This window comes from Chroogloeocystis siderophila 5.2 s.c.1 (genome assembly GCF_001904655.1).
GTDB classification, from domain to species: Bacteria; Cyanobacteriota; Cyanobacteriia; order Cyanobacteriales; family Chroococcidiopsidaceae; genus Chroogloeocystis; species Chroogloeocystis siderophila.
In genome coordinates, this window is sequence record NZ_MRCC01000017.1 from 18,568 (window position 1) to 34,754 (window position 16,187).

A 16,187-nucleotide genomic window follows, 5' to 3' on the forward strand; every position below is an offset into this window, starting at 1 on the left:
AAACAGAGAGAGATTTGTGCATCAATGAGAACTTGACAAATCAACCGTTGATTGTTATGGTGCGATTATCTTCTATTTGTTCTGTAGGGTGCAAGATCACTAATTCGCCAGCAGTTAAACCTTGCTGAATTTCTGCGGTAGTATCACTGCGTTGCCCAACTGTGACTTTACGTCTTTGGGCTTTACCGTTATTAACGACAAATACGCACCAAGCGCGATCGCAACGAAACATTGCACTTAATGGCACTTGTATCACATCGGGTTTTTCCCAAACTACAATTTGCACATCGACGCGATAGCCATCGCCGAGTACTGTTGATGCATCAATACTACTGATAACGTTTACGCGCTGTTCTTCTACGCCCAAAGCCGATGTTTTTGTAAAAGCGGAAGGCTCAATACGCCGTACTTGTCCTTTAAGTTGTGTTGTCCCTGACGTGACGTATACTGCATTACCGACAGCAACTCGTTCTGCATCGCTAGACAAAACATCGACAACGAGTTCTAGTTGCGTCGGATCGCCTATTTCTACAAGTGGAGTTCCTTCGCTGACAACTTGGGCGCTGCGTTGCAAAACTCGCAGCACTTGAGCGCGCACTGGCGATCGCATTTCGGTGCGCTGAGCTTCATCTTGCAATCTTGCTAGTTCCGCCTCGACACTAGCAATGCGGGCGTTGTAAACTTCTAAAAGATAATCAGGATCGCTTTGTTCGGCTTGTAGTATAGTAAGTGCTTTTTGTGCGACAGCAACTTCAGATCGTGCTGCTTGTGCAGCTTGGAGTGCAGCATTGTGTTCTTCTTGTTTTGTGCGTTCGTTTAATTCGGCTTGTTCTCGCGCTTGCCGTGAAATGACACCTGTAGCTGCAAAGTATTGCGCGCGTTGGCGATCGCGTTGGGCTTGTGCTAAAGCGGCTTGCGTTTGTGTGACTCGTGCTTCTACTTGGCGTTGATTTGCCTGTGCTGCGGCAATACGACTGCGTGCTTGGGCTAAAGCTGCTGTTTTCGGTCGTTGGGTTTCGACTCCGGCGCGTTGCGCCCGCCATTCTGCTAAACGTCCCAAAGCTTCTTGCACAGCCGTTGTCTGCGGTAAAGGATCAATCCGCGCTACAACATCTCCTGCTTCAACAGTATCGCCTTCATTTAAAGTAATGCGGTCTAGATGTCCATTGACTTGTGCTGCAAGAATATAGCGATCGCGGACTCGTGTCATTCCTTCTGCATTCACAGTGACTTGCAACACACCTTTTTCAACACGCCCTACCTCAACCCCAACAGGAGTAGGACGCAGTAACAAGACAATGGCGATCGCTGTTGCTATGGCAATACCGACATAGATCAATAACTTCGAGGAGCGTTTAGGCAGAGATGGCAATAATATCATTAATGACTACCAATTCTCCTGCATTATTGTAATTAAAGCACTTTCAATTACGAATTACGAATTACAAATTAAAGCTTATAGCTTACTTGCCGTAAAAATTGATGGCGAACTTTAACATCTTCATCAGTTTCTACACCTTTTGGTACTGAACCATCCACAACACCTAGAATTCCTCTTCCTTGGTCTGTTTCTGTGACAATCACGTCAACAGGATTTGTAGTCGCACAGTAAATATGACAAACTTCTGGACATTGTTTGATTGCGTTCAAAACACTAATTGGATATGCGTTTTGCATGACAATAATAAAACTGTGCCCCGCTGCGATCGCTTTGGCATTGTCGATAGCAGCAGCTTGGAGGGCTTGTTCGTTTCCCGCAGCCCGAATTAAACACGGTCCTGATGCTTCGCAAAACGCTATACCAAACTTGACATAACATGAACTTGCCGTCATGATTTCATAAAGATCTTCAACAGTTTTAATGAAGTGTGATTGTCCTAAGATGATATTACTTCCTTTAGGGATTTGTACTGGAATTGATTGAAATTGCATTTTTACCTCAGTATTAATTAAGCTAGTTTCTGGTAGTGATTGTATGCTTTCAGCCATTGCCAAGAAACAACATTAAGTAGCAAACCAATAAATAATAAAACAACCATTAATGCAATTTGATACCAAGCAATCGGTGTCACTGTTAAGTCAAGGACAACGTGGAGAAAATTCAGAAAGGTGTAAAAGATTGTTAAACCAAAATGAATCACGCGATAGCGTTTGGAGTCATTGAACGCCAAGACAATGATCGCAAACATTGGCAAAATAAAAAAGCCAAGCATCCCCCAGAGAATATAAGCAATATTGGTGGTGTTATGAACATCAGTGATCGCAATATCTTGACCGTGAAAGAGTGGCATCAAACCAAGTTGCGTATGAAAGAGAGTGCCTAGTAGAAAAACCGTCCAAAGCGCAATGATTTTTTCCTGATAGCTGATTTTCACAACTGTAGCCTCTACTTCTCATTTGCTGAGTTCAACTTTAGGATCGAAAGTTGAGAATCTTGTGAAGATGGAGGGCAATCGCATAAACTTGAAGCATCGCCATAAAATTAACTCTGACCATGAGAAGCCAACACGGTCAGTTACCCAACTCCTCAGGTGCATCAAACATTGGGTTTCATTTACAAGCCATCACAAAAGTTTACCGCATGGGTGAAGTGAAGGTTTATGCGTTACAGTCAATTGATCTTAACTTATACGAAGGTGAATTTATTGTGGTCTTAGGACCTTCAGGTAGTGGTAAATCAACACTGTTGAATATCTTAGGTGGATTAGATGTCCCTTCGAGCGGGCAGATTGTCTTTAATCGTCGTGACTTGACTAATGCTAGCGATGCAGAACTTACCCGCTTTCGTCGTGACTGCATTGGTTTTATCTTTCAGTTCTACAACTTAATTCCTAGCCTGACAGCACGAGAAAATGTAGCATTAGTTACAGAAATGGCGCGTCGTCCGATGTCACCAGAAGAAGCACTAACTAGAGTTGGATTAAGCGATCGCATCAATCATTTTCCCTCACAAATGTCGGGTGGTGAACAACAGCGAGTTGCGATCGCTAGAGCAATTGCGAAACGTCCACAGGTGTTACTATGTGACGAACCAACAGGCGCGCTTGATTTTCAAACGGGCAAACTTGTTTTAGAAGTGTTAGAACAAGCCAACCGTGAGTTGGGCACAATGACAATTGTGATTACCCACAATGCGGGAATTTCAAGAATGGCTGATCGCGTGATTACGATGCGTAGTGGTCAAATTTTGCATATTCGTCGTAACGAACGCAAAGTTGCGCCTGCCCAATTAGAATGGTAAAGGGCAGGCATTTTGCCTACCCTACAATTGATGATTCTTTAGTTGTGTTGAGCCGTGTACTGCTTATCTTCTTCTAGAAGAAACCTTTTCGATTGGATCGATGCGATTAGCAATAATGGCAGTGGGAATCATCGGTAAACCGACAAGAAGGCAAATCAGCCACTGATTCCAATTAAGTGGTGCTGTAGAGAATAAGGCGTTCATGAAACCCACTTGACTGAAAATAATTTGAAGAATGACTGCACCAACAATTCCGATTACAATAGCACGAGCATCGCTAAATGATTCTCTGCCACGACCAATAAGTCTAGTAGCGATCGCAACTCCTAACTGACTTAAACTCAGTAAATAGAAAATTCTACCAGAAACAAGCGCTTGAATTGCCATTGTCCGCGCTAAAGCCACATTTCCTGTATCGCGCAGTACCCATTCAAACATTCCAAAAATCAGAATCCAGTTGAATGCAGAGATGAGGATAATACGCTGCACTAGCTTACGCGATAATAGTGGTTCATTGGGGTTACGCGGTGGCTGCTGCATGACAATTTCTGACTTGGGTTCAAATGCAAGTGGCACTGTCATCGCAATTGAGTTCACCATGTTTAACCACAGAACTTGTAGCGAGAGAATTGGCAGAACTCGCGCTAGCAACACGCTAATTAAAATCGTCATTGATTCGCCACCATTAACAGGGAGAATAAACGCGATCGCTTTTATTAAATTGCGATACACGGTGCGTCCTTCTTCGACTGCGGCTTCAATCGACGCAAAGTTATCATCGGTTAAAATCATGTCGGCGGCTTCTTTAGCAACTTCGGTTCCCGCACCACCCATGGCGATACCGATATCCGCTTGTCGCAACGCAGGCGCATCATTGACACCATCGCCAGTCATCGCGACAATTTCACCTTTAGATTGTAAAGCTTCGACTAAACGGAGTTTTTGCTCAGGGGCGACGCGTGCGAACACCGCAGCATTCTCTACCGCGTTAGCAAGTTCGCGATCGTCCATTTGTGCGAGTTGTTGTCCAGTAAACGCAATGACTTCTTTGTGGTGATTAAAGCCCATACGTTGTGCGATCGCCTGCGCCGTCACCGCATGATCGCCTGTAATCATCTTGACTTGAATTCCCGCTTCTTGACACGCTTGTACCGCTTTGATAGCTTCAGGACGCGGTGGATCGATCATCCCCTGCAATCCGATAAAGATCAATCCTGTGGCAATATCATCGTGATCGAGCGACGTTTGCTGTGCTGGTGCGTTTTTTTTCGCAAATGCCAATACCCGCAAGCCTTGATGTGCCATTGCATCGACTTGTGCTTGAATCGTCACTGTATCAAGCGGTTGAAATTCTCCTTGTGCATCCAACATTCGCTCACAGCGCTTCAGCAGCGCCTCTACCGAACCTTTCACATAAATGACTCTTCCTCGCCCCTGTTCATGCAACGTCGCCATATACTGAAACTCAGACTCAAAGGGAATTGTATCAACGCGCGGCATTGCTTCTTCATGACTATCATTCAGCCCTGCTTTATTCGCGGCGATAATCAAAGCGCCCTCGGTCGGATCGCCGATGACCGCATTTTGTCCATCTTTGACTTCAATACGCGAATCATTGCACAACAAACCCGCAATTAAACATTCACGCAGCGCAACGTTTGCATTGAAATCTACTGGCTTTTGGGCTACTGCACCATCATTTGTAGCCGTATCTTCAAAGATTTCCCCCTCTGGACTATACCCGCTACCGCTAACTTTATATTGTTTCTCTCCTGCATAAATTGCTTGCACCGTCATTTGGTTTTCGGTCAGCGTTCCGGTTTTATCCGAACAGATTACCGTCGCACCACCGAGGGTTTCTACCGCAGGTAGCTTGCGGATGATCGCATTGCGTCGTGCCATTCGTGAAACACCAATTGCTAGTGTTACGGTGACAACCGCAGGTAATCCTTCGGGAATCGCACTGACGGCTAAAGCTACCGCCGCTTCAAACATATCGACTAAGGAGTTACCGTAGCCAATCCCAACCGCAAAGGTTAATGCGGCAACACCCAAAATAATGTATAGTAGCGTCCGGCTGAAGCGGTCAAATTTGCGGGTGAGTGGTGTGACTAAGTTTGTCCCGCGATCAATTAACTGCGAGATCCGTCCTGTTTCGGTGTCTTGAGCGATCGCAACGACAATACCTCTTGCGGTACCAAATGTTACAAAGCTACCCGCATACGCCATATTGGTACGTTCGGCTAGAGGTGCATCGACGTCTATTTGTTGCGTCGTTTTTTCTACAGCCACTGATTCGCCAGTCAGCGCAGATTCGTTGACTTGTAAGTTACGGACATCGATTAGCCGTAAATCTGCGGGAACTTTATCGCCAGAGGCTAGTAACACAACATCGCCAGGAACAATTTCTGTCGAGGATACGCGCACTTTCTCGCCGTTACGCATGACTGTTGCTTCGGTTCGCACCGCTGAGGCGAGTGCAGAAATCGCACTTTCGGCTTTCGCTTCTTGGACGTAGCCAATAATGGCGTTAATGAGAGTAACACCCCAAATCACTCCAGCATTGACCCAAGAACCGAGTAATGCTTTAATTGCACCTGCAATTAACAAAATATAAAGCAGTGGTTGATTAAATTGCAACAAAAATCGAACAATTGGGCTTTTCCCTGGTTTAGCTTTTAACTCATTAGGACCGTATTTCTGTTGTCGTTGCGATACTTCAGCAGCGGATAAACCCGTTTTAGGATTGCTGTCTAAAATTTGCGCAACTTCCTTTAGAGAGAGATTATGCCAATGATGTTCCAGCAATTTTTCTTCTGTTGCTGTCATGTTATTTGCCCCCAACACTGTTACTGGCAGTTGAGTTATAGATTAAAGTTACACTGCAAGTCATCACGTGTTTGTAAAAACCGTTATCCTTACTACTTTATTTAATATATATGATGGAAAAATGACAGTTTTTAGAATTTGAAACATTAGCTTGTTGCTAACTTATGCCTAGTGCTCAAGCAATCTCCTATTGGAAAACTCAGAGTTTATTTAATAAAAAAAGTAACTAAATATAGATATTTTGAGAAAGCAAAATTGGTATGTATAGCTCATTTGTTAGCAATCTTTACACTCAAAGCACAATGGAAATTTTGCAATTTTATCAAGTAACATTTAGCACATTCGTGCAGGCGAGTTGGTTGTCTACGCAAAATACAGGGCGATCGCTTGTTGAATTTTTTCGTCCCTCAATCCTCACAGGTCCAATTACCGATCCTGTACCTGTCTTCCTGATTATCATGGCAATCATGCTCGTTGCGCCGCTCTTATTTGAGCGAATCAAGCTACCTGGAATTGTCGGTTTAATTTTAGCAGGATTAGTCGTAGGTCCTTATGGGCTTGGACTCTTAGAACGCGATAGCACAATTGTTTTACTCGGTACCGTAGGATTGCTATTTTTGATGTTCATGGCTGGTTTAGAAACAAGCCTTGACGACTTAAAGTACAACGCGGATAAAGCTGTCATTTTTGGCTTAGCAACATTTGCGATTCCCATGCTGTTAGGAACTGGGAGTATGTTACTCCTCGGTTATGGGTTACTCGCATCAATTCTTGTTGCGTCTTGTTTTGCTTCGCATACGCTTGTTGCGTTACCGATCGCGATGAGATTAGGAGTGATGCGCACGCAAGCGGTTACAACAGTTTTGGGAGGAACTTTGATTACAAATGTTCTAGCCCTCCTGGTTTTAGCTGTTGTTGTTCGCGCGCATCAAGGAAGCTTAACATTAGGTTTTTGGTTGTTTTTAATTCCCGCTTTAACAATTTATACTTTTGCGACTTTGTGGGGAGTCCCTAAAGTTGGACGCTGGTTTTTTCGACGGTTTGGACACGATGAAAGTGCCGAATTTACATTTGTTGTCGCAACGTTATTTATTGTATCTTACGTAGCAGAATTAATTGAAATCGAACCAATTATTGGCGCATTTTTAGCAGGAATTGCCATCTCGCAGTTGATTCCGCAATTGAGTCCGTTGATGAACCGCATTCAATTTATTGGCAATACATTATTCATTCCCTTTTTTCTGATTTCTGTAGGAATGTTGATTAATCCTGCCATTTTGTTAGGCGAACCGCGCTCTTTATTAGTAGCAGGAGTCATGACTGCTGTTGCGATTGTTGCCAAATTTTTACCTGCATGGGGAACCGGAAAAATCATTGGCTTGCCATTTCCTAGTATTATGTTAGTATTTGGGCTTTCTGTAGCGCAAGCGGCGTCAACTTTAGCAGCAATTACGGTTGCGTTTGAAATTGATTTAGTCGATCAGTTAACAGTAAATGGTACGATCGCAATGATCTTGGTAACGTGTATCGCGTCTCCTTGGATAACAACACGTTGGGGGCACACAGTCAAACCGGATACTGTTACGCCTACAGTAGAAACAACGCACATAGGCGATCGCATTTTAGTTCCTGTTGCTAACCCTAGTACCGAAGATCATCTCCTGAAACTTGCGATAACTTTGGCGAAAAAAAGTGGTGGTACGTTGCTACCCTTACACATTCTCACCGATAGCAGTGGATTAATTACCGCCGAGAAAAGAATCAACCAACAACAACTCTTAGCCAAAGCAGAAACCATCGCCCATGCGGCTGTGACATCGGTTGAAACGATTGGACGGGTTGATGATTCAATTGAAAAAGGAATTCTCAGAGCAGCACAAGAGCGCGATGCTAATTTAATTGTGTGTGGATGGAAAGGCTACTCTAGCTATCGCGACAACTTTTTTGGCAGTGTGATCGACAATATTATCCGTCAAGCAACTATACCTGTATTAGTCGCGCGATTTACCCAACCAATTAGAAACACAAATCGCGTCATCCTAGCATTAACTGATTTAGATTTTGCTTCATCTCAATTGCAAAAAACAATTGCTTTAGCCGAAACTTTAGCCGACGAACTCAAAGCAACGTTAAAAGTATTGCACGTCACTAGAAGTTCCCGCCGCCAAGCACCTAAAGTTCCACCCGACCTGCAAACGGAAGCCCCAATTGAACACGTACGTGGTAACTTTGTCACCCGTGTTGCCAGAATGTTACAACCTGATGATTTACTCGTTCTGACTTCGGGAAATCACCCTGATATTTTAAGTATGCGGATGCTAGGAACAGAACCTGAAGTTATTGCCCGCACTCATCCAGAGATTTCAATTATTGTACTGCATTTCCCACGATAGGTATAAATTAAAACTAAAGAGTCAATTTGAATTGTGATGAGATATCTACAAAATCTGTGGCAGCTACTCAAAAAGACAATTTCAGAGTGGCAATTTAATCAAGTATCATTACTCGCTTCGTCGTTGGCATATTACACAGTCTTTTCGCTCGTACCGCTAATGATTCTTGTGATTATGATGGTAGGAGCAATTTATGGCGAAGCAGCCGCAAAACAGCAACTTGTCGATCAAATTCAAGGCGTTGTAGGAACCGAAAGCGCGGAGGTAATTGCTACGGCGATCGCCAATATGCGACAAGATGCTACCGGAGGACCATTTCAACTCGTTTTTAACTTAGGCTTTTTTGCGTTTGGCGCTTCTGGAGTTTTTGCCCAAATTCAAAATGCACTCGATAAAATCTGGGAAGTTAAACCAGTACCAGGAAAGCATATTACGCACTTTTTACGTAAGCGATTAGTATCGTTTGCGATGGTGTTAGTTATTGCCTTTTTACTGCTTGTTTCTTTTGTCGCTAATACAGTGCTAGCATCAGTCGTTAATGTTTTAAACGAATTAACACCAGGACGTGGCTACTGGTGGCAAATTCTCAGCTTTGTCTTCTCTTTTTGTATGATTACATGCTTATTTGCCGCCATATACACCGTACTACCTGATGCTAAAGTACGGTGGAGAGATGCATTAATAGGCTCTATCTTCACCACTATATTATTTATGTTAGGTCAATACTTTTTTGGTTTGTTTCTCAGTCAAACAAACTTTGCTTCAGCTTATGGTGTTGCTGGTTCGTTTTTAATTATTATCACTTGGATTTATTACGCTGCTCATATTTTATTTTTGGGTGCCGAATTTACTAAAGTCTATGCAAAAGAACACGGTGCTCCCATCGTACCAGAAGAATATGCAATTCCAATTTCTGAAGATTTGCCCCAAGAACCCCAAAAGCGCAAATCATCATCAGGCTTACTAACGAATTTACGCCGGAAGTATATGCGTGCATGGCATAGTTTAATTGGCAGAAGATGGTGAAAAAAGGTCAGGAGTCAAAGGTCAGAATTTATACAATTGGGAAGTAACCAAATCTGAATCGAAGCTAGAAAGCAGCGTCCCATTCAAAAATATTTATTGAACTTTCCTACGTCTGATTTATGAGCGAATCACCAATTAAACCTTTATGGAATCGACTAAACAATTCGACCTTAGTTCGCTATCTACTCCTGATTGCACTTGGCTGGGTGATCGCGCAAATACTAGCTTACTTTGAACACGTCATTGTCACATTTATTTTTGCGGCAGTTTTTGCCTTTCTTCTGAGTTACCCTGTCCGCTGGGTAGAGCGTTTTTTACCTCACACTGTAGCAGTTGTTATTGTCTTTCTCTTGAGTATTTTTCTTTTACTCGCTATAGTTTTTACAATTGGTTTAGCGATTTTATCGCAAGGCGAACAACTCCTCAATCAAGCTCCAGAATTATTAAATAGTGTTCTACCTGTCGTGGAGCAAATCGAACAACTACTTCAGCGATTTAACTTTCAAGTAGATTTTAATGCGATTGAAGAACAAATTCGCAATCAAGCTTTGGCAGGGCTAGGATTTGGCTTTGCTGCCCTACAAGCCATTGTGACTAATATTGTCGATTTGGTTATCATCGCAGTCATTGCATTATTTATGTTACTCGATGGCAAAAGACTTTGGTATTTTCTTTTGCAAGTCTTTCCACAACGATTTCGCGACAAGTTAACTCATGCGGTTCAACACAATTTTCTCGGTTTCTTTTGGGGAAGGTTTTTGTTATCGCTCTTTTTTGGCGTATCGGTTTATGTTGTTTTGCTGCTATTACAAGCACCATTTGCTTTACTTCTAGCAGCGATCGCGGGTGTTTTTGATCTCATTCCTGGAATTGGCGCTACTATCGGTGTCGGCTTGGTATCAATTATCTTATTACCCCAAGGCGTTTGGCTAAGCCTGCAAGTTTTAATTGGCTGCGTTCTCCTCCAACAAGTTGAAGAAAACGTGCTGATGCCAAAAATCATGCAAGGTTCGCTGAATGTTAACCCAGTCGTGATGTTTTTTGCCTTGCTAGTAGGTGCAAGAATCGCCGGTTTAGTTGGTGTTTTTCTCTCGGTTCCGATCGCCGGCGTGTTGATTAGTTTGTTTGAATTGAATCAACTTAAAGCTGAACACAAAGACGAAAATTCAGTAAATGGGTAACTCTTAGCAATTAGCTTTTATTTGATTGCCAAGTGCTAAAAGCTTTATTTAAACTTCCTTCCATTCCTCACTAATTTCTGTATCGTAGTCGGTATTGGAATCGTAAACAACTTCCTCTCGGACAATTTGATGAGGATGCCGCCATTTATCTAAAATGTCAATAAAGAGAACTTCCTCTAGCCAGGTTTTGGCGATCACGGTTAAAGGTAATGCCATAAGTAAGCCTAATGCACCGAAAAAGCCCGCAAACAATAATTGTGCTATTAATGTAATTGCTGGAAGTAAGGCTACTTGATGTGCCATAACTAGCGGAGCGAGCCAGTAACTTTCAATGTTTTGAATCACGACATACAATATGAGAACTGCAACTGACTTCCAAGGAGCATCGAGCAAAGCGACTGCGATTGGAAATACGGCACTTAACGTCGGTCCAATATTTGGAATGAAGTTGAATAAACCTGCAAGCATTGCATGAGCTAAAGCTAAAGGTACTCCAATAATCCACAACCCTAGTCCACTTAAAAGTGCAACAAATACTGAGTTAATCAATGCGCCAACTGCCCAACTTCCTAAAGCCACATCACACCGCGTCAAAATCTCATCAACTCGACGGCGATAAAATGAAGGAAACAAGCGGATAATGGATTGACGATACGGTTGTGGTTGTGCTAACAACATCAGTGTTAACACGAGTACCAAGAGAAATTGTAAAAGTGCTGTAATCGAAGTTGAGAAAAAGTTAACTGATTGATTTAATAACTGCGTTGCGAGCGGCTGAATTTGTTGAATTAAGCTCGTAACATCCGGTAAATTTGCTGGTAAATTTGGAAACCATCTCAGGATCTGCTGCTCTAACCAAGTAAGCCAAGTTTGAATTCTCGCAAATCCTGTTGGTAATAAAGCGATGAGTTGTTGAAATTGCTCGACAAATGCAGGTACGATGAGCACAAAGAAACCAACAAGCAGCGCCAGTAAACTTGTTAAAGTAATTAAAACCGCCCAACCGCGTTTGACGTTCAATCTTTGCAGTTGTAAAACTAAACGGTTTAAAGCTGTCGCTAAGACAACCGCCGTAAGTAAGAGTAAAAGCAACTGCCGAATCTGCCAAAGGATATATAAAGAAATCAGCAGAACAATTAAGCCAATCCATCGACCAAAATTCACAGCAAACTCTACTCCTCTGACTCAAGATTTTTGTAGCTACTTTTGAATAACTAAGCGATTTCAATCTCAACCATAACACTATGTCTCAAACTCAAGCTGCTGTCCTCAGTAGTGACAGTAAATACCTAAGCTGAATCGGCTAAGCTTAAAAATTATACTACGTAACTCCACTGTTTTTATAAGCTCTTTTAGCTACACAGTCAGCTTTTTTGTTTTCTGTCACATTCTCGTCACAATTATTTCAAATACTGATCGTTAGTGGTAGTTCACTTAACAGCTTGATTTAATAGTATTAATTTTTATCGCAATTCACCGGTTTATTTTTGCTGCAGTATAACTCTTATAAAAAATTGCCTAACTTTTCGTTCTGATGCAATCAAAATCCTGACAAGTGAATGTAATCTTGAGGTAATTAGTATGCAGGGTCATCAATTTTATCAAAGTTCTGTAATCGCGGAAAGAAACTTTAGTAACTCGACCTATGTAGAAGTAGCGCAGAATAGACCATCATCTAATCAAGTCAGCGTACCTAATAATGCAGTCAGCTTTTGGGAACCTCTCAGCTTAGTAACTGGTGGCGCAATTTTTCTGACAATGTTATTTAAGTTTCGTAAAAATAAGCAAAACGATATTGTCGTCGATCTACAACAACTCAATAAGATTCCTTGCAGCAACTGTCGATATTTTTCTAGCAATCCTTATCTCAAGTGTGCAGTGAACCCCAAAGTTGCTTTAACCGAAGAGGCAATAGACTGTGCAGAATACTGTCCTCAAGCTAAAAAATCGTTTCACTAAACTATACAAGTCACTCAAAAATGCGGCGTTCTGTTTGGATTCGAGTCGTCATCAGTATTATACTAGTTTGCTTTTTTACAATTAGTTTAGCTGCGAGAAATACAGACTCGCGCGAAGAAGTAACAACAGCCACACCTGTAAAAACATGGAATCAACCAATTTATCCACAAGCGATCGCCACTCCTCTTGAAACAGTAAATATCGCTCAAACCGGATATCAACCAAAGTATAAAGTTATTCCAGTCCACCCAACAAATTATGGTTTAAGGCTGACGACTGATATTAACGGTGTTTCCGTTTCTAACCAACCAATTATCGTCTTACACGAAACCGTAAGTTCGGCGGCGAGTACAATTAATTTTTTTCAAACACCGCACTATGAAGAAAGTAAGCAAGCAAGTTACCATGCATTAATTGAATTAGATGGAACCGTTGTTTATCTTGTTCCGCCTGAATTTCGGGCTTTTGGTGCAGGAAATTCTGTTTTTGATGGTGCGTCAGGTCCAGAAGCCGTACAAACGCATCCGAATTTTCCTCCTTCGGTGAACAACTTTGCGTATCATGCCGCCTTAGAAACACCACCAAGTGGTAGAAATAATACGCGAAGACATAGCGGTTACACAGAGGAACAATATCGTTCACTGGCGTGGTTAATTGCCCAAAGTAGTGTTCCAGAAGACCGAATTACAACGCATCGTGCTGTAGATCGTTCAGGAACAAGAATTGATCCGCGTAGTTTTAATATGAATAAATTTTTGCAAATCCTCCGTGAATATAAACAGCAAAGTTCCAGGAATACATAAAAACAAAAGTACTAAATTTTGCGACAATTTAACTTTATGCAGTACTCTAATTTTGATGTGTATTCATCCTTTAGATAGAAGATGAATAACACAAAAAGCTGATCAATTTATAGGGAGCATTGCCTACCAACAAACTTTGTAAAACTTTTTTGTCGAGTTTAATACACTTTTCCCCATCAATTCGCTGGAGGAGTAATGGATTTACAAGCTATATTTCATTGGCTCTATATTTTGGGAATGGCTATTGGCGCAATCTACTTTATTTCGTTGAGTACAAATCCGCGTGGTATACCAAAGTATGAATATTTGGTGGCGGCGTTTATTCCCATTTGGTCAGGACTAGCTTATCTCTCGATGGTTTTACCACACGGAGAGTTAGAGCAAGGAAAAATCGCTGTTGCAGGTCAAATTACTCACTACGCACGCTATATAGACTGGGTTGTCACTACACCACTGCTGTTACTAGCCTTAGCGTGGACAGGCATGCATCGCCTCCCAAAAAAAGATTGGACGCTACCTGCTGCACTAATGATGACGCAAGTTATAGTTATTGTCTGCGGTTTAGTAGCTGACCTATCTGTTATTCCTTGGGTGCGATATCTCTGGTACATTAACGGTGTTGTCGCATTTTTAGTTGTCATGTGGGGAATTTGGGGACCTTTACGTACCAAAACCCGCAGTCAAGGGAGTGATCTATCAAACTTTTACGATCGCCTGACAACCTATTTCACCGTGTTGTGGATTTGCTACCCTGTCGTGTGGATTCTAGGACCTTCAGGACTTGGAGTCTTTAATCAAACAATTGATACTTTTTTATTTTGTTTGATTCCTTTTTTCTCCAAAGTGGGATTCAGCTTTTTAGATTTACATGGATTACGTAATATTAGTAGCGGTGCGACCGAAAGCGGTACTGATCGTACTGTTGGTAATATCATGCAGTTTTTTTTAGGAACACCCAAGCGCCGTCGATTGTCAATGCAAAGAAGAAGCTTCTACTAACGCTGCGATTTGTTGCGCAAGTCACAAAAAACTGCTGAATAAATTGCATAACTAGTGCAGCAATTGCGAGGGACTAAACTTTCTGCGTAATGTAGAAGATTAAGTGAATTTACGCGTGTTAGAGCTTTATCTAGTACAGCATCCGCATGAACAATCGAAAACTCCCAGGGAGATTATTTTTAACTACACTGATCGCACTCATTTTAGGAGGATGTGAACCTGCAAGAGAGCTTATCTTATCAATCCCTGGTGCGGATCAATTGCTAAATCAACCGTTACCCTCGATTCCTGCGCAAACTCCAAACATTGCCGAAATGGAAGCGGCGATTCGCCAACAAATTAATGAAATTCGCATGGAGAATAACTTACAACCGCTAGAAAACAACGAACGCTTGGCTCAAGTCGCACGCCAATATAGTCAAAGGATGGCGCAGGAAAACTTTTTTAGTCATACAGGACCTGATGGCGATACTCCGGCGCAACGAGTGCGTGACGGCGGAATTGTTTATTTAATGGTCGGTGAAAACTTATTTCGGAGTACTAATATTTCCGATCCTGTACCCGCCGCAGTTCAAGGATGGATGGAAAGTCCTGGACACCGTGAAAATATTTTACGCTCTGTCTTTGCCGAAACAGGTGTGGGCGTTTGGCGCGAGGGAAATCAGTACTACATCACGCAGATGTTTTTGCGATCGCTCCTCTAATCGTATTGTACTTTAAAGTGGCTGCGTGTGGGTGAGCAGAGGAGGCAGAGGGGAAAATTATGATTGTTTTTTAAAGGTATTAAAAAAGTTGTTATGGCTAAGTTTGGCTACCATTGCTCGCACGAACAATTTAAACCGAGTACCCTGCTGCAATACGCTCAAGCTGCTTACAATGCAGGATTTCAACGAATATCGTGTTCGGATCATTTTTACCCTTGGAGCGATCGCCAGGGGGAAAGTGGTTACGCCTGGTCTTGGTTAGGCGCAGCCATGCAAGCTGTTCCCTTGACTTTTGGCGTTGTTTGTGCGCCAGGACAGCGGTATCATCCAGCAATTATCGCCCAAGCCGCAGCCACCTTAGCCGAAATGTTTCCCGAACGCTTTTGGGTAGCTTTGGGTAGCGGTCAAGCTTTAAACGAAAAAATTACAGGCGATCGCTGGCCAGCAAAAGCCGAACGCAACGCCCGTCTTCAAGAGTGTGCTGAGATTATGCGCGCTTTATGGCAAGGGAAAACCGTCACGCATTACGGTCATGTCCGCGTAGAAGAAGCAAAACTTTATACTCGTCCACAAGTTCCTCCCAAAATCATTGGGGCAGCCATTACACCCCAAACCGCTGAGTGGTTAGCCGGATGGGCAGACGGGATGATTACAATCTCGCATCCCCATGAAAAGTTAAAAGAAGTCGTCGAAGCATTTCGGCGCGGAGGCGGTGAAGGTAAACCGATGTATCTTAAAGTACAGCTTTCTTATGCAGCAGATGCAGCAACCGCGCTAGAGGGTGCTTACGACCAGTGGCGGACAAATATTTTTCCTAGCCCAGTGTTAGCCGATTTGCGCAGTCCGCAGCAATTTGATGCGATCGCCGATTTTGTTAAACCAGAAGATATGTATCAATACGTCCGCATTTCACCCGATCTGCAACAACACATCGAATGGTTGCAAAAAGATATCGAACTTGGCTTTGAAGTCCTCACACTCCACAACGTCAACCGTGAACAAGAAGCATTTATTGAAGTCTTTGGCGAAAAAGTTTTACCAGCACTTTAGTA

At 42.6% G+C, this 16,187-nt stretch carries 14 protein-coding genes; 9 read left to right on the top strand and 5 right to left on the bottom strand.

Translation table 11 applies throughout. The annotated features are described in order from the left end of the window. Positions 1-40: 40 nt before the first annotated feature. The 3 genes from NIES1031_RS18515 to NIES1031_RS18525 all read right to left on the bottom strand — a co-directional run bounded on the left by NIES1031_RS18515 (position 41) and on the right by NIES1031_RS18525 (position 2,369). Positions 41-1,372, bottom strand: a complete 1,332-nt coding sequence (locus NIES1031_RS18515) for an efflux RND transporter periplasmic adaptor subunit (RefSeq protein ID WP_218596857.1) — start codon at positions 1,370-1,372, stop codon at positions 41-43. A 77-nt stretch (positions 1,373-1,449) separates the two neighbouring features. Then, complete coding sequence (locus NIES1031_RS18520; RefSeq protein WP_073551033.1) at positions 1,450-1,932, bottom strand: adenosine-specific kinase; 483 nt, start codon at positions 1,930-1,932, stop codon at positions 1,450-1,452. A gap of 17 nt (positions 1,933-1,949) precedes the next feature. Next, positions 1,950-2,369 (bottom strand): hypothetical protein, encoded by a 420-nt coding sequence (locus tag NIES1031_RS18525; protein ID WP_218596863.1) that lies wholly within the window; start codon positions 2,367-2,369, stop codon positions 1,950-1,952. A 125-nt stretch (positions 2,370-2,494) separates the two neighbouring features. Between NIES1031_RS18525 and NIES1031_RS18530 the strand changes: the two genes are divergently transcribed. Further along, complete coding sequence (locus tag NIES1031_RS18530) at positions 2,495-3,241, top strand: ABC transporter ATP-binding protein (protein WP_073550969.1); 747 nt, start codon at positions 2,495-2,497, stop codon at positions 3,239-3,241. A 63-nt stretch (positions 3,242-3,304) separates the two neighbouring features. Here the strand turns inward: NIES1031_RS18530 and NIES1031_RS18535 are convergent, their stop codons facing one another. Further along, a complete protein-coding gene (locus tag NIES1031_RS18535; protein ID WP_073550970.1) occupies positions 3,305-6,070 on the bottom strand; it encodes a cation-transporting P-type ATPase in 2,766 nt (921 codons plus the stop codon). A 302-nt stretch (positions 6,071-6,372) separates the two neighbouring features. Between NIES1031_RS18535 and NIES1031_RS18540 the strand changes: the two genes are divergently transcribed. From NIES1031_RS18540 to NIES1031_RS18550, 3 genes are all read left to right on the top strand, one after another. Next, on the top strand, positions 6,373-8,463 hold the full coding sequence (locus NIES1031_RS18540) for a cation:proton antiporter domain-containing protein (RefSeq protein ID WP_236738903.1): 2,091 nt from the start codon (positions 6,373-6,375) through the stop codon (positions 8,461-8,463). A 36-nt stretch (positions 8,464-8,499) separates the two neighbouring features. Next, the gene (locus tag NIES1031_RS18545; protein ID WP_073550971.1) at positions 8,500-9,489 is read left to right on the top strand and encodes a YihY/virulence factor BrkB family protein; all 990 of its coding nucleotides are present in this window, start codon (positions 8,500-8,502) and stop codon (positions 9,487-9,489) included. A 119-nt stretch (positions 9,490-9,608) separates the two neighbouring features. After that, positions 9,609-10,670 carry an AI-2E family transporter gene (locus tag NIES1031_RS18550; RefSeq protein ID WP_073550972.1) on the top strand — a complete coding sequence of 354 codons (1,062 nt, stop codon included), beginning with the start codon at positions 9,609-9,611 and terminating at the stop codon, positions 10,668-10,670. A gap of 48 nt (positions 10,671-10,718) precedes the next feature. Here the strand turns inward: NIES1031_RS18550 and NIES1031_RS18555 are convergent, their stop codons facing one another. After that, complete coding sequence (locus tag NIES1031_RS18555; protein ID WP_073550973.1) at positions 10,719-11,834, bottom strand: AI-2E family transporter; 1,116 nt, start codon at positions 11,832-11,834, stop codon at positions 10,719-10,721. Between the two features lie 417 nt (positions 11,835-12,251). On the opposite strand from NIES1031_RS18555, the gene NIES1031_RS18560 reads away from it, so the two are divergent. The 5 genes from NIES1031_RS18560 to NIES1031_RS18580 all read left to right on the top strand — a co-directional run bounded on the left by NIES1031_RS18560 (position 12,252) and on the right by NIES1031_RS18580 (position 16,185). Further along, positions 12,252-12,629 (top strand): hypothetical protein, encoded by a 378-nt coding sequence (locus NIES1031_RS18560; RefSeq protein WP_073550974.1) that lies wholly within the window; start codon positions 12,252-12,254, stop codon positions 12,627-12,629. A 20-nt stretch (positions 12,630-12,649) separates the two neighbouring features. Further along, entirely contained in the window at positions 12,650-13,432 is a 783-nt protein-coding gene (locus NIES1031_RS18565) for an N-acetylmuramoyl-L-alanine amidase (protein ID WP_073550975.1), read from the top strand. A gap of 195 nt (positions 13,433-13,627) precedes the next feature. Continuing rightward, entirely contained in the window at positions 13,628-14,431 is an 804-nt protein-coding gene (locus tag NIES1031_RS18570; protein ID WP_073550976.1) for a bacteriorhodopsin, read from the top strand. 146 nt (positions 14,432-14,577) lie between these two features. Beyond that, positions 14,578-15,135, top strand: a complete 558-nt coding sequence (locus NIES1031_RS18575) for a CAP domain-containing protein (RefSeq protein WP_073550977.1) — start codon at positions 14,578-14,580, stop codon at positions 15,133-15,135. Between the two features lie 93 nt (positions 15,136-15,228). Beyond that, positions 15,229-16,185, top strand: coding sequence for a TIGR03885 family FMN-dependent LLM class oxidoreductase (locus NIES1031_RS18580; RefSeq protein WP_073551035.1), 957 nt, complete (start codon positions 15,229-15,231; stop codon positions 16,183-16,185). Positions 16,186-16,187 lie beyond the last annotated feature (2 nt).